Below are 20,463 nucleotides of genomic sequence, written 5' to 3'. Positions count from 1 at the left end.
TAAACTATTTAGATTTTCTTTTCTTTAGACCCAATTTATCACTGTGTCTTAATCTTAAAATAACTATTGCAGATGCAATTAGAACTATAGCTATAGCTTCATAGACTAATGCTGATGGATCCATTTCTTTTCCTTGTAATATAATAAATCGTGCGAGAGCAGTGATGGCAATTAAAAGAGGCAAAGTTATACTGATTGATTGCTGATTCCAAAAAACACGAACCATTGCTAAGACTTCTAAATAAAGAAACATTAAAAGTAAATCTGCTAGCATTACAGATTGATTTAGAAACATATTATTAATTTCCATACCAACAGCAATTACAGTACTCACTAAAATAATACACATTAGAGCTAGTTGTAAATTTTTTGCTATTTTATCCATTACTTATCTTTACTAAATGGTAGCCATTTTTCAAACACTGATTTTACTGGTCCATCATATGGAATTGAATAAGAGCTAGGGTTTGGACTTGTTAAAATTTCTATTCCCTTAGAAAATACAAAGATGAATACAATTACAAAAACAATAACCATAATCTTAAATGGATCAAAGTTTTTAGTTTTGAATACACTGCTAGATTGCGCCTCTGCTTTATGAAAATGTTTGAATGTCATATAAACTGCAAATATCAATCCAATATGAGCAACGTATAAACCGGCCCAACCAAATGCAAAAGTTGTATAAGAAAATATGTATAAACTAAAAACAGTTGTCCAAACGAAACTAAGAACTAATAAAATTTGCAATCTAACAGATCTTGGTAAAGACCTTAGATCATTTTTGCTATCATCAAATAAAATGTTAGCGGCATCTTTCATCCAATTTTTTAGTGCTTCCATATAGCTAGAATAGATATTTATATGTTAAAGGCAAAGGATAAAGTGTCCTTTAATTTTTAGCTTAAATTGGACTTTATTACACTTTCTAAATTTGCAGAGCTTTGGGCGCCTGAAATAAAATCTGTTCCTATTTCAAAGAAGGGTACTCCATTAATTTCTTTCTCTCTTGCGACTGAAATATATGAATTAACTTCTTCAATATTTTTTAAATTAAAAAAATTATTGATTGTATCTCCATTAATATTAAATTCTTTGCCAATATTAATTAAGATTTCTTTATCTCCAATATCAAGACCTTCAATAAAGTATGATTGATATATTTTTTCTTTAATTTCGTTGTGTACATTAGATTGTTCGGCTAATTTTATTAATAAGTGAGAAAATACAGTATTGGGTGTTTTCTTTATCTTATCTAGATTAAAATTAAGATTTTCTTTATTCGCCTCTTCTGTCATTCGATCATACATTGGTTGAGCAAAATCTTTTCCACCAAACTTTATTTCTAAGTACTTGTTTCTTTCAATTCCTTCTTTAGGCATGTCAGTATTTAGTTGAAATGGAACATGCTCTATCTCAAACTTAGTTTCAGGAAAATTTTTTAATGCTTTATTTAATCTTGTTTGACCAATAAAACACCACCCACAAATTGTGTCAGCAAATACTTTTATTTTCATTAATTTATGAACGAAGCTTTTGTTTATGAAAGTTAATAAATCTTTCTACATTTGATTTATTAAAGGTTTTATTTTCTTCAAAAGAAACTTTTTTCATTGAGTAAGCATTACTTTTTGTCTGTCTAGACATTATGGTGATATTACCTTTGTATAATTTAAGCTTAACAGAGCCATTAACTTTATTCTTTTTAAGATCGACAATTTTTTGAAGTTTAAATCTTGCTTTTGAGTACCAGTAACCATTGTAAATAAGTTCAGCATATTTAGGCATAATTTCATCTTTTTTATGCATAGTTTCTTTGTCCAAAGTAACAGACTCAATTGCTCTGTGCGCTGACATTAAAAGTGTTCCACCAGGTGTTTCATAAACACCCCTAGATTTAATTCCAATAAATCTGTTTTCAACTAGATCAACTCTACCTATTCCATTTTTACCAGCAACATCGTTAAGTTTTTCTAATAAATTTCCAGGCGATAGTTTTTTACCATTAACAGTTATGGGGTCTCCATTTTTAAAGCCTATAGTTACAAATGAAGCTTTGTTAGGTGCATTTTCAGGTGACACTGTTCTTTGAAAAAGAAACTCAGGAGCTGAATTTTTTGGGTTTTCTAAAACCTTACCTTCAGTTGATGTGTGATATAAATTATCATCAATAGAGAAAGGAGGAGCACCTTTTTTATCTGTTGGAATTGGAATATTGTTTTTTTTTGCATATTTAATTAAATCTGTTCTAGAGTTTAATTTCCATATTCTCCATGGTGCAATAATTTTTACTTTTGGACCGAAGTAATGATATCCCAATTCAAATCTCACTTGATCATTTCCTTTGCCAGTTGAACCATGAGAAACTGCATAAGCTCCAAATTTTTTAGCGGCAGCAATTTGACGTTTTGCAATTAAAGGTCTTGCAATTGAAGTACCCAATAAATAAACACCTTCATAAATTGCATGCCCTCTAATCATTGGAAAGACATAGTCTTTTACAAATGTATCTTTTAAATCTTCAATAATGATATTTTTAACACCTAGTCTTTTGGCATTTTTTATAATTTTTTTTCTATCAATTTCTTGCCCAACATCTGCAGTATAACAAATAACTTCTGCATCATAATTTTCTTGAAGCCATTTTAAAATAATAGAAGTGTCTAGTCCGCCAGAATATGCGAGTACAATTTTCTTTTTAGATTTCATTTAATTAACTGCAGCTAGTTTTTGCAGCATTATAGGCTTTCGTAAATCCTAACAATGAATAATGGTCTATAGTTTGAGAGCCTTTTTGATTATGACCAGTGATCATAATTCTTGATCCTTTCTTCATGGTCTTAATCATTTTGTTTTCAAGTTTGTTATCAGCAATCCAAGCAAAACCTTCTTGAGCAATATCAAATTTGTATTTAGATTTACCTGAAGTAGCTATAATTGAGTTTTGATTATTAAATTCATAGCCACCAGTAACGCTTATTTCATCATTTATTTTTTCGGCAGGTCTAAATGAAACAAACATTCTTGCTTCTCTAGGGTTAGATTTTGGGGCCTGCAACACAGGAACTGATTGAGCAAAACAAACTTTACCGGTTTGTTCAGTTATAATAATTGTTTCCCAGTCTTTAAATTTACCAACTTTTTTTACTTCTTGTGAATTTACGCTAACAGCAAATAAGCTTACAAGAATTAGAATTATAAAATTTTTAATTATGGACATGGGTTAGGGTAAATTTTTTGTACTTCATTTATTTCTTTAATTACGTCTTCACTTAAATCTATACCTATACTTTCTATATTAGTTTTCAACTGTTCCATTGTCGTTGCACCAATGATAACCGATGTTACAAACGGCTGAATTTCTAAAAATTTTAAAGACATTTGAGCTAAATCCAGATTGTGTTTCTTTGATATTTCATAATATAATTCAATAGCTTTTTCAGCATTTTGATTATTATATCTAGACCAAAAATCACCATCTCTTTCCATTCTAGAATTTTTTGGCAATTGTTTATTTCTGTATTTTCCAGATAAATAACCACACGCGAGAGGAGAGTAAGCTAGCAATCCGGCTTGCTCCCTAATAGACATTTCTGCAAGTCCAATTTCATAAGTTCTATTTAATAAATTATAAGGATTTTGAACTGAAAGCATTCTTGGTAAATTTTTATCTTTTGAAAGCTCTAAATATTTAGATAATCCCCACGGTGTTTCATTCGATACACCAACGTATTTAATTTTTCCTTGATCAATAAATTTTTTTAAATTTCCTAGAATATCTTCAAACCTAGTCCACTCATTGCTATCATCATGTTCATAACCTAGTTTGCCAAAAAAATTTGTTTTTCTTTCTGGCCAATGTAATTGGTACAAATCAATACAATCCGTTTTTAATCTTTTTAAACTTCCTTCAAGTGCTTCTGTAATATTCTTTTCTCCAAATTGATTTCCACCACCTCTTACATACTCTCTCATTGGGCCACAAACTTTTGAAGCTAAAATTACTTTGTCTCTCTTTTTTGTTTTTTCAAACCAATTACCAATAATAGTCTCAGTATGACCAAACGTTTCTTGTCTTGGTGGAACAGAATAAATTTCCGCAGTGTCCCAAAAGTTTACACCCTGATCTAAAGCATAATCCATCTGCTCAAAACCTTCATTTTGGGTATTTTGTTCACCCCAAGTCATAGTACCGAGACAAATAGTGCTTACTTTTAAATCTGTATTTCCTAATTTTTTATAATTCATAATTATTTAATCTTATTAAGACATCTTGAAATAATAGTAAAAGGCTATTATATATGTGTCATGGAATTCAATAAGCAAAACATATTAAATAAAGTAAAAGAAGCTCAGCAATCAACAGTAGTAATGGATGAGGGCTTAAGAGCCTACATGCTAAAAGTCTACAACTACATGGCTTCTGGTATTTTGTTAACAGGACTTATATCTTTAATATTTTTCAAACTATCTGTAGTAACAGATGCTAATGGATCAATTACAGCATTAACAAGCTTAGGAAATACAATATTTCTTTCAGGTTTTAAATGGATTGTAATGCTTGCTCCACTTGGAGTAGTTTTTTACATGAGTGCTAGAATTAATAAAATGACAGCTTCAACTGCTCAAACAACTTTTTGGGTTTTTGCGTCTTTAATGGGGTTATCACTATCCTCAATATTCTTAGTTTATACTGGAGCGAGTATCACTAGAGTATTCTTTATTACCTCTATTACTTTTGGTGCAATGAGTTTGTATGGTTACACAACTAAAAGAGATCTTACAAAATTAGGATCATTTTTAATGATGGGCTTAATTGGAATTATTGTTGCATCAGTTGTTAACATGTTCTTAAAATCTTCAATGATGGATTTTGTAATCTCAATTCTAGGTGTTTTAATTTTTGTAGGTCTTACTGCTTATGACACTCAAAAAATTAAAAACATGTATGTATCAAGCGATACGGGTGAGTTGATGGGTAAAAAAGCTGTAATGGGTGCTTTAACTCTTTACCTAGACTTTATAAATTTGTTTATAATGTTGTTAAGATTATTTGGTCAAAGACGATAGTCTTTTTATTTCTTAAGGTTCTTCCAATTAGTATTTTTAAGTAAAATTTCTAGATCAAAGGAATTTTTTAAAACTTTCCCATTAGAATCTGTAATTAAATACTTTAAATTTTTATTGCTAGGTTTAAAGTTTTTACAAATTTTATACAAAGCATTCTCTGCTGCATTTTTAAAGACACTAAAACTAACCTGCCTGTTAGAAATGTTTAGACCATAGTCTTTCCATGATCCTTCAGAGACCATTTTTGCATATAGATCTAAAATGATTTTAAGTTCATTTTTTTCAAAAAATTGTCTTTCTTCTATTTGTTTGTGAGGATTATTTACAACTAGCTTTAAGTTTCTATTCATCAAGCTTGTATTTATTAATCAATGATATTTGAAATGCTGTAAAGACAAGGGTTATTGGTAACATGCCCCATACCTTAAAATTAACCCAAAACTCTTCTGTTTGCGTTCTCCAGACACATTCATTAAGGATTGCAAGGAAGAAGAAAAAGTACATCCATCTTTTGTTTAATAATTCCCAACCCATATCAGTTAGAGCAATTGACTTACCCATAATCTTTTTAAGGACAGGTTCTTTTGTAAAATATTTTCCAAAATATAAAGCAAGGGCAAATAAAATATTAATGATCGTTGGCTTTACATAGATAAAAACTGGATCATTAAAATAAATTGTTAGACCCCCAAAAAATGTAATTAAGATACCACTTATTAATGGCATCATAGGTATTTTTTTTTCAAAAAACCAAACAACTGCTAGTGCAATTAATGTTGCAACTATGAGTGGAGGAATCGCAACTGCTAGATTCTTATCATTATTATAATAATAATAAAAAAAAATGACTAAAGGCCCAAAGTCTGTTGCAAATTTAAGAAAAGATTTATTCACTTGAAAGATATTAACATAATAAAAAAAATATAAATGTTTTTTATTGATTTTTATTTTTAAACCCCCATATTAATAGCAATGGCAATTCAAAAAGCAAAATTTTCAATAGGAGACATTGTAAAACATAAACACTTTGAGTTCAGAGGTGTAATTTATGATGTTGATTTCGAATTTAATAATTCTGAAGAATGGTATCAATCTATTCCAAAGAACGTTCGTCCTAGAAAAGATCAGCCTTTTTATCATTTGTTAGCTGAAAATGATGAAATTACATATGAAGCATATGTTTCAGAACAAAATCTATTAATGGACGATTCAGAAGATCCAATTAAACATCCTTTAATTGAAGAGATTTTTTCTGGCAAAAGAGGCTCTAGCTACTTTAAGCCCTCTAATTAATTCTTTTTTCAAACACAATTAATTCAAATCTTCGACATATATAGTTGTTATCTTAAATATGTTCTGATCAAGAGTGTTAAATAACGTTTTTATCATTATTGACTCCCTCTGCATTCTTGATCAGGATGACTTTCCATAATAAAAACTAAATTATCTTTTTTTAATATATATAATTTAAAAATGTTTAAATATTTTGAGCCTAATAAAATTTTTGCAATAACCTCTAGAGCACCAAAGTATGTTTTATTTTTATTTATTATTGTCTTAACAATTGGTTTAACGGAAGCGCTTATACTTTCACCTGAAGATTATAAACAAAGTGATGCAGTAAGAATTATGTATGTTCATGTACCAGCTGCATGGATATCACTTGGAATATTTACAAGTTTAGCTTTATTGTCTGTTGGAAGTTTTGTTTTTAAAAATAAAAATTTTGCATTAATTGCTAAAAGTTTAGCACCCTCAGGATTTATTTTTAACATCATAGCATTAGTTACAGGTTCAATTTGGGGAAAACCAACTTGGGGTACTTGGTGGGCATGGGATGCAAGAATAACTTCTATGTTAATTTTAGCTTTGTTTTATGGAATGTATTTATTGGCTTGGAGAATTTATGAGGACAAAGAACAGGTAGTAAAGGTTACTTCTTTGATTGCAATTTTAGGAGTGGTAAATGTTCCTATCATTAAATTTTCTGTAGACTGGTGGAACACGTTACATCAACCATCTTCAATTAATATTTTATCAACCAACACAGCAATTCACCCAACAATGTTAGTCCCATTGGGCATTATGACTGCGGCATTTGCCCTTTTTTCATTACTCATTTTTTTGATGAAATATAATACAGAGCTGATAAAAGTTAAAAATAAAGGATTAGATAGATTATGATAAATGAAATAATTTCAATGAATGGATATGGAGCTTACGTTTGGTCAGCTTTTTCATTTACATTGATTAGTTTTACAGCCCTGTACTTTGTAACTAAATTACAACTTTCAAAAGAGCAAAAAAGATTTGCTTCTAAATTTGGTTCTCTAAATGTTGAGAAAGCTAGAGCTGCAAGATCACAAAATATTAATAGAGAAATATTATCCAATACATCAAATATTTAACTAATAAACCATGTATGGTAAAAAGGTTAAATTACGATTTATATTCTTAGCTTTAATCTTAGCCTCGGTAATTTTAACAGTTTTTTTAGTTTTACAATCATTAAAAGAAAACGTTGTATATTTTCAGTCTCCATCTGAAATAAAATCTTTAATAGAATTAAATAAAAAAAAAATAAGAGTGGGTGGGATGGTTAAAGAACAATCGATTTTTATAGATTCTGATAAAGTTAATTTTGTTATTACTGACTTTCAAAACGAAATTAATGTTGTCTATACAGGGGCAGTCCCCAATTTATTTGCTGAAGGAAAAGGAGTAGTTGCTGAAGGCTTTTTAAAAGATAAGAATTATTTTACAGCTACTAAAATTTTAGCAAAACATGATGAAAATTATATGCCCCCAGAAGTTAAAGAAGCCTTAGGAGATAAATAAATTGCTAGCTAATCAGATAGGTTATTATTCTTTAATTTTAGGGTTGTTACTTTCGGTATTGCTTTGTGGAGTTTCAATTAAAGACTTTAATAAAACTAATAAGCAGATTAACCAAAATATATTATCTCTATCATTTCTACAGTTAGTTTTTGTAATTGTGAGTTTTTTGAGTTTGATTATATCTTTTATAAACTCAGACTTTAGTAATGAGACAGTTTTTAATAATTCTCACACAACCAAACCATTATTCTATAAAATCTCAGGAACTTGGGGAAACCATGAAGGAAGTTTGTTATTATGGTTATTAGTATTAACTTTGTTTATTTTTTTGTTTTTAATTAAATCAAGAGAGCAGCCTCAAAAATATAGAATCTTAACTTTATTATTTCAGCAAATAATAATTATTGGGTTTTTCTTATTTGTATTAATGACATCTAATCCTTTTAATTATCTATTTCCAATTCCCAATGAAGGTCTTGGTCTTAACCCAATTTTACAAGATCCAGCTTTAGCAATTCATCCCCCAATTTTATATTTAGGTTATGTTGGTACTTCTATAATATTTTCATCATCTCTTGCTGCAGTTACACAAAATTATGTCACCAAAGAATGGGGGCAGCATATTAAAAAATGGGTTTTAGTTTCTTGGATTTTTCTAACTATTGGAATTATGCTTGGATCAATTTGGGCATATTATGAGTTAGGATGGGGAGGTTTTTGGTTTTGGGACCCAGTTGAAAATGTTTCTTTAATGCCATGGCTAACACTAACTGCATTGTTGCATTGCATTGTAGTGTTAGAAAGAAGAGCATCACTAACATCTTGGGTGGTTATACTGTCTATTACAACATTTACCCTAAGTATGTGTGGAACTTTTTTAGTAAGATCCGGAATATTAAATTCTGTACATACATTTGCTAATGATCCTGCAAGAGGTATTTTTATATTAATATTTTTATTTGCACTAATTGTCTTATCGTTAGGAATATTTTTTATATTTCACAAAGAAAATAGTAAAAGTTCAAATAATTTTTTTTGGCTTAGCAGAGAAACCTCTATCTTAATAAACAATTGGTTTATGATGTATTTTTTAGCTGTTGTTTTAATAGGTACGGTATATCCAATATTTCTAGATGTAATATCTAGTGAAAAAATATCAGTAGGGCCTCCTTTTTATCAAAAATTAATTGTTCCTTTTTTAATACCATTTCTATTGTTCATGTCTCTTGGACCAAGACTTAAATGGATTAAATCAAAAATTGAAAATAAGAAATCACTTATTATCACATTTATAATTTCGGTAATGTTAACCTTTTTTATTATAAAAAATTTAACTACTGACTTACTTTTTTATACGGTTTTAATTTCAGCTGCTTTTTTTCTTTTCTTTACAACTTTAAAAGAATTATTTATTAAAAAATTTAATAATATTTCTCAAACTGTTTCACACTTTGGTTTTAGTTTATTAATATTAAGCATTCTATTTAATAGTATTTTATCCTCAGAAATTATAACCAACATAAAAATTGGTGAAAGATATGATTATAATAAAGGCGAAATTTTTTTTAAAAAGATAGAGGAAAGAAAAGAAAGTAATTTTAACTCCATCATTGCCTCTTTTGAAATAAAAGACAAAAATGGCAAAACTATTGAATTAAAACCCGAGATTAGAATTTATAATCAGCCTGTAATTATTACTAGTGAGGCAGATATAAGAACAACACTATTAGAGGACAAGTTTTTAGTAATGAATCTTGTAAAAGGTAATGAATATTTTAATATTAGATATCAAGTAAAACCATTTATGGTTTGGATATGGATCTCAGTTTTACTATTATGCCTTGGTGGATTAATGAGTTTATTTAAAAGAAAGATATGAAAAATAAGTTTAGCTTATTTGTTGTAGTTATTTTCTTAAGCTTTTGTTTTGTTATTTTTTATAAAGGATTAAATACTCCAAACACCTATACCCCAAAGGTTAATGAGAAAAAAAATATCCCAACCTTTAAAGCAAAAGACTTTTATTCCAATAGTTATATAAACTCAGATAAGATTTTTGAAGAGAACACATTTTATATTGTAAATATTTGGGCATCCTGGTGTGTACCTTGTAGAACAGAACACCCCTTATTAATGCAACTAAGTAAAAATCAATCGATTAAGTTAATTGGATTAAATTATAGAGACAATTTTAATAATGCAAAAAAATTTATTGATGACTTTGGCAATCCATATTCTAGAATCTTAATTGATAAAGATGGAACTTTAGGAGTTGAATTTGGAGCATATGGAGTTCCAGAAACTTTTTTAATAGATAAAAATAAAAATATGATTAAAAAATTTGTTGGTCCAATCAATCAAGAAATTGTTAATGAAATTAAATTAGTTATTAAATGAAAATTTTAAAAATATTTATAATCCTATTTTTAGCCACAAGCTTTTTTGAGTTAAAATCAGATGAAGCAAATGATATTTTAAAAAATAAAATTTTAAAAAATATTCGTTGTTTAATTTGTCAAGGTCAGTCTGTATACGATTCAGAATCTGAATTTGCCTCCAGTATTAAACTAATTGTTGATAGAAAAATTAATGAAGGATTAAAAGAAAAACAAATATACCAATTTTTAAGAGAAAAGTATGGTGATTGGGTGATTTTTGATCCCCAGTTAAACAAAAATACTTATGTTTTATGGTTATTACCATTATTGTTATTTTTGTTTGGTGGTGCAATAATATATAAAAAAATAATATCTAATAAAAATAACAAAATTTAAATGAAACATTCCAAGTTAATATCAAAATTTATTTTTATCATTTTTTTTAGTCTATTGTCTTCAATGGTTTATTCAGAAGAAAATAGTTCTAAATTTAATGTCTATTCTGGAATGTTTGACTTCAGTGATACTGGTAAAAAATCAACATTAATCGGATTTCAACATCAAAATGAGGATTTAAATAGAGATACTTTTTTAGGTAATATTTCTCCAATAACGGGTGCATTAGTGACTGCGGACTCTGCTGCATATATTTATACAGGTATTCAAGCTCAATATAAGTTAGGTAAAATTAATTTTATTCCAAGCTTTGCACCGGGATTGTATAGTAAAGGTGATGGTAAAGATCTGGGTCATATTTTAGAATTTAAAAGTGAACTACAAATTTCTGTAGATTTTGTAAGCAACAGTCAACTTGGTTTTTCTTATAATCATCTTTCTAATGCTAGCTTGGGAACAAAAAATCCTGGAGCAAATAGTTATATGTTTAATTTCTTTAAATCATTTTAAAAGAACATATGAACTTAAAAGACTGCTATAATTTTAATGACTTTAGAAAATTAGCAAAAAAAAAATTACCTTCTCCAATTTTTCATTACATCGATGGTGGTGCAGACGATGAAAAAACTTTAAAAAGAAATACAGATTCTTTTGATGATTGTGATTTAATTCCAAACATTCTTGCTAGTGTTGGTAAACCAGATCTTTCTACAACTGTTTTTGGAAAAAAAATTGATATGCCAGTTTTTCTCTCACCAACTGCAATGCAAAGACTTTACCATCATGAAGGTGACAAAGCCTCAGCAAGAGCTGCTGAAAAGTTTGGAACTTTTTATAGCATGTCTACAATGGCCAATAATACTATTGAAGAGATTGCTGATATTTCAAATGGACCAAAATTATTTCAACTATATGTTCATAAAGATCAATCAATTACGGACGACTTAATAGACAGATGTAGAGTGTCTGGTTTTAATGGTATGTGTCTAACAGTTGATACGTTAGTTGCTGGAAACAGAGAAAGAGATCACAGAACTGGCTTTACTACCCCTCCAAAATTGACACTTCAAAGCTTAATGAGTTTTGCCATGAAACCTGAATGGGTATTTAATTATTTTACTCATAAAAAATTTGAATTATCAAATGTTAAAAATAAAACAGATAAAGGAACAAATATCTCAAAATCAGTTATCGAATATATCAATGAACAATATGACCCGGCTATGAATTGGAAGGATGCTGAATACTGTGTAAAAAGATGGAACGGTCCATTTGCCCTTAAAGGTGTGATGTCAGTTGAAGATGCAAAAAGAGCAATAGATATTGGTTGTACAGCAATAATGATTTCAAATCATGGGGGTAGACAATTAGACGGTTCAAGATCACCCTTTGACCAAGTTAATGTAATTAGAGAGGCTGTTGGTGATAAATTAGAGATTATTTTAGATGGTGGTGTAAGACGTGGAACCCATGTTTTAAAAGCTTTAGCAGCTGGTGCAACGGCATGCAGTTTTGGAAAAATGTTTTTATTTGCTTTAAGTGCTGGAGGTCAACCAGGTGTGGAACGTCTATTGCAAAACATGCATGATGAAATTAATAGAAATATGGTACTAATGGGTTGTAAGACTTTAAAAGGATTAGATATGTCAAAATTAATTTATAGAAAATAGTTTTTACTTATCAAAATTATATATAAAAAAAATAAATTAAATTATATAATATTGATATTAGAATTAAATTATTATGAAATTAGCAAAAAATTTACAAAGACTAGGAACTGAATCTGCATTTAGTGTTTTAGCTGAAGCAAAAAAATTAGAAGCACAAGGCAAACCAATGATTCACTTAGGTCTAGGTCAGCCTGATTTTAAGACACCCCAACACGTAGTAGATGCTGCAAAAAAAGCATTAGATGAGGGTCATCATGGATATGTTTTATCAAACGGAATTTTAGAGTGCAGACAAGCTGTTACTAGAAAAATTAAAAAACTTTATAATAAGGATATTGACCCTGAAAGAGTATTGATAATGCCAGGTGGGAAACCAACAATGTATTATGCGATACAATGTTTTGGGGAGCCAGGTGCGGAAATTATACATCCAACACCAGCATTCCCAATATATGAATCAATGATTAATTACACAGGTTCAACTCCAGTCCCTTATGACTTAACAGAAGATAAAGATTTAAAATTTGATCCAGAAAAAATTCTATCTTTAATTACAGATAAAACTAGATTGTTAATATTAATTAACCCGAATAATCCAACGGGAAGTTTTGTTGAAAAATCTGCAATAGATGTTTTAGCAGAAGGGTTAAAAAAACATCCTCATGTAGCAATCCTAAGTGATGAAATTTATAGTAGACAAATTTATGATGGAAAAGAAATGCCAACATTTTTTAATTATCCTGATCTGCAAGATAGATTAATTGTTTTAGATGGTTGGAGTAAAGCTTATGCAATGACTGGATGGAGAATGGGATGGAGTGTGTGGCCAGAAGAATTAATACCACATGTAAATAAACTAATTATTAATAGTGTTTCATGTGTTAATGCTCCGTCACAATTTGCAGGAATTGCAGCTTTAGACGGACCAGATGATGCAATCCATGAAATGATGGTAAAATTTGATCAAAGAAGGAAATTGATTCACGAAGGTTTAAATAGTTTACCAGGTGTGGAATGCAGTTTACCAGGAGGAGCCTTTTATGCATTTCCTAAAGTTATTGGAACAGGAATGAATGGTTCAGAATTTGCAAAAAAATGTATGCATGAAGCAGGAGTAGCAATAGTTCCAGGAACAGCTTTTGGTAAAACTTGCCAAGATTACGTAAGATTTAGCTATGCAGCTTCACAAGACAACATATCTAACGCATTGGAAAACATCAAAAAAATGCTAGGCTAAGACTAATGAGTGAATTAGTTCTGCCAAAGATTGACAAAGCAACGATCAATAAAAAAGAATATATTTTTAAAAATCTTGCAAAAATTATCAATCCAGAAAATGTTTTAAGTCATGCAGATGATATTAAACCATATGAAACTGATGCATTAGCAGCTTATACACAAACACCACTCGCTGTTGTGATGCCAGAAAACACTGAAGAAGTAAGTAACATTTTAAAGTTTTGTCACAAAGAAAATATTAAAGTTGTACCAAGAGGTGCTGGCACTGGTCTTTCAGGGGGAGCTCTACCTTTAAATGATGCAATTTTATTAAGTCTTGGAAAATTTAACAAAATTATAGAAATTGATTTTGAAAATAAATGTGTAGTAACCCAACCTGGTGTAACAAATTTAGGAATAACACATGCCGTACAACATAAAAATTTTTACTACGCACCAGACCCATCAAGTCAACTTGCATGCTCAATAGGGGGCAATGTTGCTGAAAATTCTGGAGGCGTTCATTCTCTAAAATATGGAACGACAACTAATAATATTTTAGGTGTTGAAATGGTAATGATGGATGGAACAGTTTGTAGAGTTGGTGGAAAAACTCTTGATCAAGAAGGGTATGATCTAATGGGATTAATTTGTGGTTCAGAAGGATTATTAGGAGTAATTACTGAAGTGACAGTAAAAATTTTAAAAAACCCTCAAGTAGTTAAAGCAGCGCTAATAGGCTTTCCAACAATTGAAGAAGGTGGAAATGCAGCATCGGAAATAATTTCAAGTGGAATTGTTCCAGCAGGTATGGAAATAATGGATAAAGCTTTGATAGAGGCAACAGATAATTTTAGTAAAGCAGGATATCCAAGAGATGCGGAACTTTTATTAATTGTAGAATTAGATGGAACCGAATCTGAGGTAGATGAATTATTAAAACAGGTGAGAAGTATTTGTGAAAAAAATAATTGCTCAAGTTTAAAATTAAGTAAAAATGAAAAAGAAAGACTATCATTTTGGGCAGGTAGAAAAGCAGCATTTCCAGCATGTGGAGCTATGGCACCAGATTATTATTGTATGGACGGGTCCATACCAAGAGGAAAACTTGCGGAAGCTTTACTTGAAATAAAAAGACTTTCTGAAAAATACAAATTACCTGTAGCAAATTGTTTTCATGCAGGAGATGGAAATTTACATCCATTAATAATGTTTGATGGAAGTGATAAAGAACAACTGCGAAAAACAGAGGAATTTGGAGCCGAGATACTAAAGACGTGCGTTAGATTAGGGGGAGTGATCACTGGAGAACATGGGGTAGGAGTAGAAAAAAGAGAACTAATGTGTGAGATGTTTAATAATACAGATATTCAACAACAATTAGATATTAAAAAATCACTGGATGAAAAAAATTTACTAAACCCAGGAAAAGTTTATCCAATATTAAGAAAATGTGCAGAGGAAGGAAGGGTACATGTCCACAGAAATGAAGAAAAATTCCCAGATCTTCCAAGATTCTAATAATACTTATTATCCAGAAGATGAGCTGCAAGTTTCAAATCTAGTTCAGGAACTTTACAAAAAAAACCAACCAACAGAAATAATTGGCACAGGTTCAAAAAATTTTATTGGTAACAACATTCAATCTGCAAAAAAACTATCTATGTCTAAGTTGTCAGGTGTAATTGAGTATTTGCCTGAAGAACTATATATTAAGGTTAAAGCTAACACGCCATTAGAGTTAGTTGAAAAGGAGTTAGAAAAAAACAATCAAGAACTTGCTTTTGAGCCTATTGATTTTGGATTTATTGAAAATGGAAAATCAAATAAGGGCACCATAGCAGGCCATTTAGCTTGTAACTTTGCTGGCTCTCGAAGATTTAAAGTAGGAAGTTTAAGAGATCACATATTAGGTTTTAGAGGTGTGAATGGTAAAGGAGATATAATTAAATCAGGTGGGACAGTTGTAAAAAATGTTACAGGTTATGATCTATCAAAACTAGTAACAGGATCTTTTGGAACTTTAGTTGCTTTAACTGAAATAACATTGAAGGTTCTACCTAAAAAAAAATTATCTAATACAATTACTATACATACTGATGATAAAAAATTAGTTAAAAATTTATTTGATAAGATATCTAGTTCAAGCAGCGAAGTCTCTGGAGCTGTTTATATTCCTGAAGAACCCAAAGATGAAAATTATGACCAAAACAAAGAGATGGTCTTTAAATTTAATGACTTAAAATACAAAGGTTCATTTTTAGCGCTAAGAATAGAAGGAGATAAAATTTCAATAGATGAAAAATTAAAAGCTTTAACAAATGAACTGGAGCTTAGTAAGCTGAATACAACAGTTTTAGATGTTCATCAATCAACACCATTTTGGAAAAAAATAAATAATCTTGAAATATTCAAATCAACAAAGAATAACCTTTTAAGAGTAGTAGTGCCTCCTTCGAAAGGCCCTAAGTTGATGCAATTCTTAGGTAATAAGTATAAATATTACATTGATTGGTGTGGCTCATTATATTGGATAGAGGTTCAATCAAAGAAGAACTCTAAGGTTAGCGATATTAAAAAATTAACCAAGGAATTAGGTGGTTATTTAACTATCATAAAGACATCGGATGAATATGATTACGAAGAAACAATTTTTACAGTAGATGATACAAGACTTTTAATATCAGAAAAGATCAAAAAAAGTTTTGACCCTAAAAGAATTTTTAATCCTGGAAAAATGTATAGAGGAATTTAATGCAAACAAACTTTACTGAAAAACAATTAAAAGACAGTGACAACGCTGCAACAGAAAAAATTTTTAAAAAGTGTGTTCATTGTGGTTTTTGTAATGCAACTTGTCCAACCCATCAAATATTTGGTGACGAATTAGATGGACCGCGAGGAAGAATTTATTTGATTAAAGATATGTTGGAAAATCAAAAAAAGCCAACAGCAAAAACTGTAAAACATATAGATAGATGTTTATCTTGCTATAGCTGCATGACCACTTGTCCTGCTGGAGTGAATTACATGCACATCATTGATCATGGTAAAAAATATATTGAAAAAAACTATGAAAGATCTTTTTTTGATAGAACAATTAGAAATTTTTTATCAGTAGTGTTACCAAATACAGGATACTTCAGATTAGCAAGTTATATGGTTAAATTAGCTAAACCTTTTAAATTTTTAATGCCATTAAAAATAAAAGATATGATGAATTTGATGCCGACAAGTTTTCCAAAAAAAACCATAAAACAAAAAGAAATTTATTCCGCAACTGGTAAAAATAAAATTGCAAGAGTTGCTCTTTTAACTGGATGTGTTCAAAAAGAAATTTCTCCTCAAATTAATGAGGCAACAATCAGACTTTTAAATAGACATGGAGTTGAAGTAGTTGTGCCTAAAAAGATCAGATGTTGTGGATCATTAAATCATCATTTGGGAAAAGAAGATGACGCGCACCAAGATTTTAGAAATAATATTAATACTTGGTATGACGAACATCAAAAAGGAAATTTAGACGCTATTTTATCAAATACTTCTGGCTGTGGAACGACCATGAAAGACTATGGTTTCATTTTTAAAGATGATGAAGAAATGAAAAAGAAAGCAAAAGTGATTTCTGATTTAACAAAAGACGTTTCTGAATATTTAGATACTAATTTAAAATTAAACTTTAAAACAAAAGACAAGAAATATAAAATTGCTTATCATTCTGCATGTTCAATGCAACATGGACAAAAAGTACACAGTCAACCCATGTCATTACTTTCAAAAACAAATAATGAAATTATGGAAATTCCAGAAGGACATATCTGTTGTGGGTCTGCTGGCACTTATAATATTTTGCAAACTGAAATTGCTAAAGAATTATTAAGTAAAAAAGTAAAAAATATTGAAAGTTTGAAACCAGATTTTATTTCAACTGGAAATATAGGTTGTATTACCCAAATTTCTAATGGAACCAAAACTCCAATTTTACATACCATTGAGATATTAGATTGGTATACTGGTGGTCCAAAACCAAAAATATTACAAAAGAATTAACTATGAAAAAAATTATAATTACACGAAGACTATTAAAAGAATCTGAGGAAAAAGCTTCTAAAACATTTGATGCAAAGCTTAATGGTAATGATGAATTATATTCTCAGTCAAAACTTATTGAATTAAGTGAAGGCCATGATGCAATCTTAACTTCTTTAACTGATAAGATGGATGAAGAGACTATAAGTAAATTACCAGATAGTATTAAGGTAATTTCTAATTTTGCAGTTGGTTTTGGAAACATTGATTTAGAGGCAGCTAAAAAAAGAGGAATAGCCGTAACTAATACACCAGAGGTTTTATCTGATGCTACTGCAGAGATTGGAATTTTATTAATTCTTGGAGCATGTAGAAGAGTTCCAGAGGGTATTCAAGCTGCAAAAGAAAGTAGCTGGAAGTGGTCTGCAGATTACTTGATTGGAAAACAGTTAACTGGTACGAGGCTTGGAATTTTAGGAATGGGGAGAATAGGTCAAAAGATTGCAAAAATTGCAAAATCTTTAGGAATGATTATTCACTATCACAACAGATCAAAATTAAGTGACGAAAAAGAACAAGGTGCCATTTATCATGATAGCATTAAAAGTCTTTTTGGAGTTTCAGATGTATTGTCAATTTGTTGCCCCGCAACAAAAGAAACAGAAAATTTAATTAATAAAGAAACATTAGAATATTTTCCAACAGGTGCGGTTATAACAAATGTAGCTCGTGGAGACATTGTTGAAGATGAAGCTTTAATAGATGCATTAAATAGAAGAAAAATCTATGCAGCAGGACTTGATGTTTATAAAGGTGAACCAAATTTAAATTCAGGCTATCTGAAGATTAAAAGTGTTTTTATTTTGCCTCACCTTGGAAGTGCCACTAAGCACACAAGAATTGCTATGGCTAATCTAGCTATAGACAATATTGATGAGTTTTTCAAAACAGGAAATTGCAAAAATAAAGTTAATTAATACAACTTGGAATTGAAAGTTATTATTTTTTATAACGTTTATAGGAATTAATATAAATTTTACCTATTCACATTTGTTCTGTTTTGAGAGAAGCTTGATCATTGAATAATTAACAATAGAGGAGAGAAGAAAATGAAAAAAATACTTTCAACATTAAGTACTTTTTTGTTCGTAAGCTCAATTGCTACTTCTGTATTTGCTGCTGGTGATGAGGCAACAATTAAAAAGTTAAGTAGTATGTATAAATCAGGCGACGCTACACAAGCAATTGTAATTCCACAGGATACTAAATTTGCTGCAAATGTTAAAAAAAACATTTTGCCAAATATTAATTTGCCTGCTGGGTTTTCAATTAGTGTGTTTGCTATAGTACCTGATGCAAGACACATGGCTGTTGCAAGAAACAAAACAACAGTATGGATTGGAACAAGAAAAGATAAGGTTTGGCAAGCAACCGATAGAGACATGGATGATATTGCAGATACTGTAGAGCAGTTTGCTCCAACAGTTAAGTTTGATATCCCCAATGGTGTTTGTTTTAGTGATGATGGCCATTTGTATGTAGCAGAAAGAAACAGAGTTTTATGGTTCCCAGCTGCTGAATATTTTATGGAAAGTCCTGACACTGTAGCTGTACCGATTATTGATCAAGGTAATTTGATACCAGTTGAGGAGGAATCATATAACCACACGGCTAGAGTTTGTGCTGTTAATAAAGCAGACAATAAACTTTATGTTAGTTTAGGTCAGCCTCACAACGTAGCTCCAGCAGACAAATTGGATCTATATCAAGAAGTTGGAATTGGTGGAATGATTAGCTTTAATCGTTTCCCAGGAGACCTTGATAGAAAAGTTGTAGCAACTGGAATAAGAAACTCAGTTGGGCATGCTTTTAATCCTAAAGATGGATCTTTATGGTTTACTGATAACCAAGTTGACGGTATGGGAGATGAAACACCTCCAGGTGAACTAAATAAAATGCCTAAAATGGGCATGTGGTATGGTCACCCTTATACCGGTGGTGGAGAAGTTAGAACCAATGAGTATAAAGGACAAACAATTCCAAAAAAAGATGCTGATAGATATGTTAAGCCTCAAGTTGAGATGGTTGCACATGCTGCTGACTTAGGAATGATGTTTTATACTGGAAAACAGTTTCCAAAAAAATACCATAATGCAATTTTTAGTGCACAACATGGTTCATGGAATGCTGTAAAACCTAGAGGTGCTAGAGTTATGGTTACTTATCTAGACTCAAAAGGCAATGCTAAAAAGACAGAACCTTTTGCTGATGGTTGGATGACTGAAATGGGCACTTACTTAGGTAGACCAGTTGATGTTCAACAATACTTTGATGGCTCTATACTAGTGTCAGATGATAAAGCTGGAGTAGTATACAGAATCAAATACGAAGGTTAATAAAATATAAATTAGGGACCGGCTTAATCTCCGGTCCTTTTTTTTAAACAAAAATTTAAAGGAAACAATTATGATCAAAAAAATTTTAATAATTATATCATTTTTAGCAATTTGCACGGGAGTAAGCTTTGCAAATACAGATGAAAAAAAAGTATGCACAGGTTTTGGTACTTGGACAAAGGATGGAGAATATAAAATTGTAAGAAGTAAATGTATTACTGAAAAAGAATATCAGGCATCATTAAACGCTCCTGATTATCTGTGTAAATATTATCAAAAGTCTATTTGGAAAGAATCTGAAAGACCTTATGGAAAAAAACAGTATCAGTATACAGATTCAAGTTTAACAAAAATAAATGCCCTTAAAGATGAAGGTAAAGCCCTTTGTGATGCTGGAAAATTAAGGGATGGTGAAGCAAAACTTGTAGAAGCTATTAAAATTATTAGCCATACTCGGATGAATTAATA

Annotated in this window: 25 protein-coding genes; 17 read left to right on the top strand and 8 right to left on the bottom strand. The window is 30.1% G+C overall.

The genetic code is table 11. The annotated features are described in order from the left end of the window. Window positions 1-4: 4 nt before the first annotated feature. From AC5SLW_RS06310 to AC5SLW_RS06285, 6 genes are read right to left on the bottom strand one after another with little or no spacing between them, the layout of a single operon-like run. Entirely contained in the window at window positions 5-385 is a 381-nt protein-coding gene (locus tag AC5SLW_RS06310) for a phosphate-starvation-inducible PsiE family protein (RefSeq protein WP_027306873.1), read from the bottom strand. After that, window positions 385-843 (bottom strand): membrane protein, encoded by a 459-nt coding sequence (locus tag AC5SLW_RS06305; protein WP_011281609.1) that lies wholly within the window; start codon window positions 841-843, stop codon window positions 385-387. The genes AC5SLW_RS06310 and AC5SLW_RS06305 overlap by 1 nt, the downstream gene beginning before the upstream one ends. A 56-nt stretch (window positions 844-899) precedes the next feature. Continuing rightward, a complete protein-coding gene (locus AC5SLW_RS06300; RefSeq protein WP_020168916.1) occupies window positions 900-1,517 on the bottom strand; it encodes a DsbA family oxidoreductase in 618 nt (205 codons plus the stop codon). 4 nt (window positions 1,518-1,521) lie between these two features. Beyond that, window positions 1,522-2,709: an argininosuccinate synthase gene (locus AC5SLW_RS06295; protein WP_494575004.1), complete on the bottom strand. Its 1,188-nt coding sequence runs from the start codon at window positions 2,707-2,709 to the stop codon at window positions 1,522-1,524. 4 nt (window positions 2,710-2,713) lie between these two features. Continuing rightward, entirely contained in the window at window positions 2,714-3,220 is a 507-nt protein-coding gene (locus AC5SLW_RS06290; protein WP_011281606.1) for an invasion associated locus B family protein, read from the bottom strand. Further along, window positions 3,211-4,248, bottom strand: a complete 1,038-nt coding sequence (locus tag AC5SLW_RS06285; protein ID WP_011281605.1) for an aldo/keto reductase — start codon at window positions 4,246-4,248, stop codon at window positions 3,211-3,213. The genes AC5SLW_RS06290 and AC5SLW_RS06285 overlap by 10 nt, the downstream gene beginning before the upstream one ends. Before the next feature lie 60 nt (window positions 4,249-4,308). Here AC5SLW_RS06285 and AC5SLW_RS06280 point away from each other — a divergent pair, with 60 nt between their 5' ends. Further along, a complete protein-coding gene (locus AC5SLW_RS06280) occupies window positions 4,309-5,070 on the top strand; it encodes a Bax inhibitor-1/YccA family protein (RefSeq protein WP_018413646.1) in 762 nt (253 codons plus the stop codon). A 5-nt stretch (window positions 5,071-5,075) separates the two neighbouring features. Here the strand turns inward: AC5SLW_RS06280 and AC5SLW_RS06275 are convergent, their stop codons facing one another. After that, complete coding sequence (locus AC5SLW_RS06275) at window positions 5,076-5,420, bottom strand: DUF2794 domain-containing protein (protein WP_011281603.1); 345 nt, start codon at window positions 5,418-5,420, stop codon at window positions 5,076-5,078. Beyond that, entirely contained in the window at window positions 5,413-5,964 is a 552-nt protein-coding gene (locus AC5SLW_RS06270; RefSeq protein WP_494575001.1) for a septation protein A, read from the bottom strand. The genes AC5SLW_RS06275 and AC5SLW_RS06270 overlap by 8 nt, the downstream gene beginning before the upstream one ends. A gap of 78 nt (window positions 5,965-6,042) precedes the next feature. Here AC5SLW_RS06270 and hspQ point away from each other — a divergent pair, with 78 nt between their 5' ends. The 16 genes from hspQ (at window position 6,043) to AC5SLW_RS06190 (ending at window position 20,461) form a co-directional block, all read left to right on the top strand. Then, on the top strand, window positions 6,043-6,363 hold the full coding sequence (gene hspQ, locus AC5SLW_RS06265) for a heat shock protein HspQ (protein ID WP_006997624.1): 321 nt from the start codon (window positions 6,043-6,045) through the stop codon (window positions 6,361-6,363). Window positions 6,364-6,543: 180 nt separating this feature from the next. Beyond that, window positions 6,544-7,254, top strand: coding sequence for a heme ABC transporter permease CcmC (gene ccmC, locus AC5SLW_RS06260; protein WP_494574999.1), 711 nt, complete (start codon window positions 6,544-6,546; stop codon window positions 7,252-7,254). Then, window positions 7,251-7,478, top strand: coding sequence for a heme exporter protein CcmD (locus AC5SLW_RS06255; RefSeq protein ID WP_011281601.1), 228 nt, complete (start codon window positions 7,251-7,253; stop codon window positions 7,476-7,478). The genes ccmC and AC5SLW_RS06255 overlap by 4 nt, the downstream gene beginning before the upstream one ends. Before the next feature lie 10 nt (window positions 7,479-7,488). After that, entirely contained in the window at window positions 7,489-7,908 is a 420-nt protein-coding gene (gene ccmE, locus AC5SLW_RS06250) for a cytochrome c maturation protein CcmE (protein ID WP_271481648.1), read from the top strand. 1 nt (window position 7,909) lies between these two features. Beyond that, a complete protein-coding gene (locus tag AC5SLW_RS06245; RefSeq protein ID WP_494574997.1) occupies window positions 7,910-9,787 on the top strand; it encodes a heme lyase CcmF/NrfE family subunit in 1,878 nt (625 codons plus the stop codon). After that, on the top strand, window positions 9,784-10,305 hold the full coding sequence (locus AC5SLW_RS06240; RefSeq protein WP_006997629.1) for a DsbE family thiol:disulfide interchange protein: 522 nt from the start codon (window positions 9,784-9,786) through the stop codon (window positions 10,303-10,305). Before AC5SLW_RS06245 ends, AC5SLW_RS06240 begins: the two co-directional genes overlap by 4 nt. Continuing rightward, window positions 10,302-10,682, top strand: a complete 381-nt coding sequence (locus AC5SLW_RS06235; protein WP_006997630.1) for a cytochrome c-type biogenesis protein — start codon at window positions 10,302-10,304, stop codon at window positions 10,680-10,682. The genes AC5SLW_RS06240 and AC5SLW_RS06235 overlap by 4 nt, the downstream gene beginning before the upstream one ends. Further along, window positions 10,683-11,192 (top strand): acyloxyacyl hydrolase, encoded by a 510-nt coding sequence (locus tag AC5SLW_RS06230; RefSeq protein ID WP_006997631.1) that lies wholly within the window; start codon window positions 10,683-10,685, stop codon window positions 11,190-11,192. A gap of 8 nt (window positions 11,193-11,200) precedes the next feature. Further along, window positions 11,201-12,352, top strand: a complete 1,152-nt coding sequence (locus AC5SLW_RS06225; protein WP_006997632.1) for an alpha-hydroxy acid oxidase — start codon at window positions 11,201-11,203, stop codon at window positions 12,350-12,352. 73 nt (window positions 12,353-12,425) lie between these two features. Continuing rightward, a complete protein-coding gene (locus AC5SLW_RS06220) occupies window positions 12,426-13,589 on the top strand; it encodes a pyridoxal phosphate-dependent aminotransferase (RefSeq protein ID WP_011281594.1) in 1,164 nt (387 codons plus the stop codon). 5 nt (window positions 13,590-13,594) lie between these two features. Further along, window positions 13,595-15,091: an FAD-linked oxidase C-terminal domain-containing protein gene (locus tag AC5SLW_RS06215; protein ID WP_011281593.1), complete on the top strand. Its 1,497-nt coding sequence runs from the start codon at window positions 13,595-13,597 to the stop codon at window positions 15,089-15,091. Next, entirely contained in the window at window positions 15,057-16,325 is a 1,269-nt protein-coding gene (locus AC5SLW_RS06210; protein WP_006997635.1) for an FAD-binding protein, read from the top strand. Before AC5SLW_RS06215 ends, AC5SLW_RS06210 begins: the two co-directional genes overlap by 35 nt. After that, on the top strand, window positions 16,325-17,620 hold the full coding sequence (glcF, locus tag AC5SLW_RS06205; protein ID WP_494574993.1) for a glycolate oxidase subunit GlcF: 1,296 nt from the start codon (window positions 16,325-16,327) through the stop codon (window positions 17,618-17,620). Before AC5SLW_RS06210 ends, glcF begins: the two co-directional genes overlap by 1 nt. A 2-nt stretch (window positions 17,621-17,622) precedes the next feature. Beyond that, entirely contained in the window at window positions 17,623-18,576 is a 954-nt protein-coding gene (locus AC5SLW_RS06200; protein ID WP_494574991.1) for a 2-hydroxyacid dehydrogenase, read from the top strand. 132 nt (window positions 18,577-18,708) lie between these two features. Then, the gene (locus AC5SLW_RS06195; protein ID WP_494574989.1) at window positions 18,709-19,995 is read left to right on the top strand and encodes a PQQ-dependent sugar dehydrogenase; all 1,287 of its coding nucleotides are present in this window, start codon (window positions 18,709-18,711) and stop codon (window positions 19,993-19,995) included. 70 nt (window positions 19,996-20,065) lie between these two features. Further along, entirely contained in the window at window positions 20,066-20,461 is a 396-nt protein-coding gene (locus AC5SLW_RS06190; protein WP_006997639.1) for a hypothetical protein, read from the top strand. Window positions 20,462-20,463: the final 2 nt, after the last annotated feature.

The sequence above is a fragment of the Candidatus Pelagibacter sp. PS_40 genome (assembly GCF_059417765.1).
This window is presented reverse-complemented; position numbering and strand designations above follow the sequence as displayed.

Bases quoted from the DNA above. Each gene is read 5' to 3' on its own strand.
- AC5SLW_RS06215 (WP_011281593.1), top strand. From the start codon at position 13,595: ATGAGTGAATTAGTTCTGCCAAAGATTGACAAAGCAACGATCAATAAA.
- AC5SLW_RS06300 (WP_020168916.1), bottom strand. From the start codon at position 1,517: ATGAAAATAAAAGTATTTGCTGACACAATTTGTGGGTGGTGTTTTATT.
- ccmE (WP_271481648.1), top strand. From the start codon at position 7,489: ATGTATGGTAAAAAGGTTAAATTACGATTTATATTCTTAGCTTTAATC.
- AC5SLW_RS06295 (WP_494575004.1), bottom strand. From the start codon at position 2,709: ATGAAATCTAAAAAGAAAATTGTACTCGCATATTCTGGCGGACTAGAC.
- AC5SLW_RS06225 (WP_006997632.1), top strand. From the start codon at position 11,201: ATGAACTTAAAAGACTGCTATAATTTTAATGACTTTAGAAAATTAGCA.
- AC5SLW_RS06305 (WP_011281609.1), bottom strand. From the start codon at position 843: ATGGAAGCACTAAAAAATTGGATGAAAGATGCCGCTAACATTTTATTT.
- AC5SLW_RS06195 (WP_494574989.1), top strand. From the start codon at position 18,709: ATGAAAAAAATACTTTCAACATTAAGTACTTTTTTGTTCGTAAGCTCA.
- AC5SLW_RS06220 (WP_011281594.1), top strand. From the start codon at position 12,426: ATGAAATTAGCAAAAAATTTACAAAGACTAGGAACTGAATCTGCATTT.
- glcF (WP_494574993.1), top strand. From the start codon at position 16,325: ATGCAAACAAACTTTACTGAAAAACAATTAAAAGACAGTGACAACGCT.
- AC5SLW_RS06310 (WP_027306873.1), bottom strand. From the start codon at position 385: ATGGATAAAATAGCAAAAAATTTACAACTAGCTCTAATGTGTATTATT.
- AC5SLW_RS06285 (WP_011281605.1), bottom strand. From the start codon at position 4,248: ATGAATTATAAAAAATTAGGAAATACAGATTTAAAAGTAAGCACTATT.
- AC5SLW_RS06240 (WP_006997629.1), top strand. From the start codon at position 9,784: ATGAAAAATAAGTTTAGCTTATTTGTTGTAGTTATTTTCTTAAGCTTT.
- AC5SLW_RS06280 (WP_018413646.1), top strand. From the start codon at position 4,309: ATGGAATTCAATAAGCAAAACATATTAAATAAAGTAAAAGAAGCTCAG.
- AC5SLW_RS06290 (WP_011281606.1), bottom strand. From the start codon at position 3,220: ATGTCCATAATTAAAAATTTTATAATTCTAATTCTTGTAAGCTTATTT.
- hspQ (WP_006997624.1), top strand. From the start codon at position 6,043: ATGGCAATTCAAAAAGCAAAATTTTCAATAGGAGACATTGTAAAACAT.
- AC5SLW_RS06210 (WP_006997635.1), top strand. From the start codon at position 15,057: ATGAAGAAAAATTCCCAGATCTTCCAAGATTCTAATAATACTTATTAT.
- AC5SLW_RS06200 (WP_494574991.1), top strand. From the start codon at position 17,623: ATGAAAAAAATTATAATTACACGAAGACTATTAAAAGAATCTGAGGAA.
- AC5SLW_RS06255 (WP_011281601.1), top strand. From the start codon at position 7,251: ATGATAAATGAAATAATTTCAATGAATGGATATGGAGCTTACGTTTGG.
- ccmC (WP_494574999.1), top strand. From the start codon at position 6,544: ATGTTTAAATATTTTGAGCCTAATAAAATTTTTGCAATAACCTCTAGA.
- AC5SLW_RS06235 (WP_006997630.1), top strand. From the start codon at position 10,302: ATGAAAATTTTAAAAATATTTATAATCCTATTTTTAGCCACAAGCTTT.
- AC5SLW_RS06275 (WP_011281603.1), bottom strand. From the start codon at position 5,420: ATGAATAGAAACTTAAAGCTAGTTGTAAATAATCCTCACAAACAAATA.
- AC5SLW_RS06190 (WP_006997639.1), top strand. From the start codon at position 20,066: ATGATCAAAAAAATTTTAATAATTATATCATTTTTAGCAATTTGCACG.
- AC5SLW_RS06230 (WP_006997631.1), top strand. From the start codon at position 10,683: ATGAAACATTCCAAGTTAATATCAAAATTTATTTTTATCATTTTTTTT.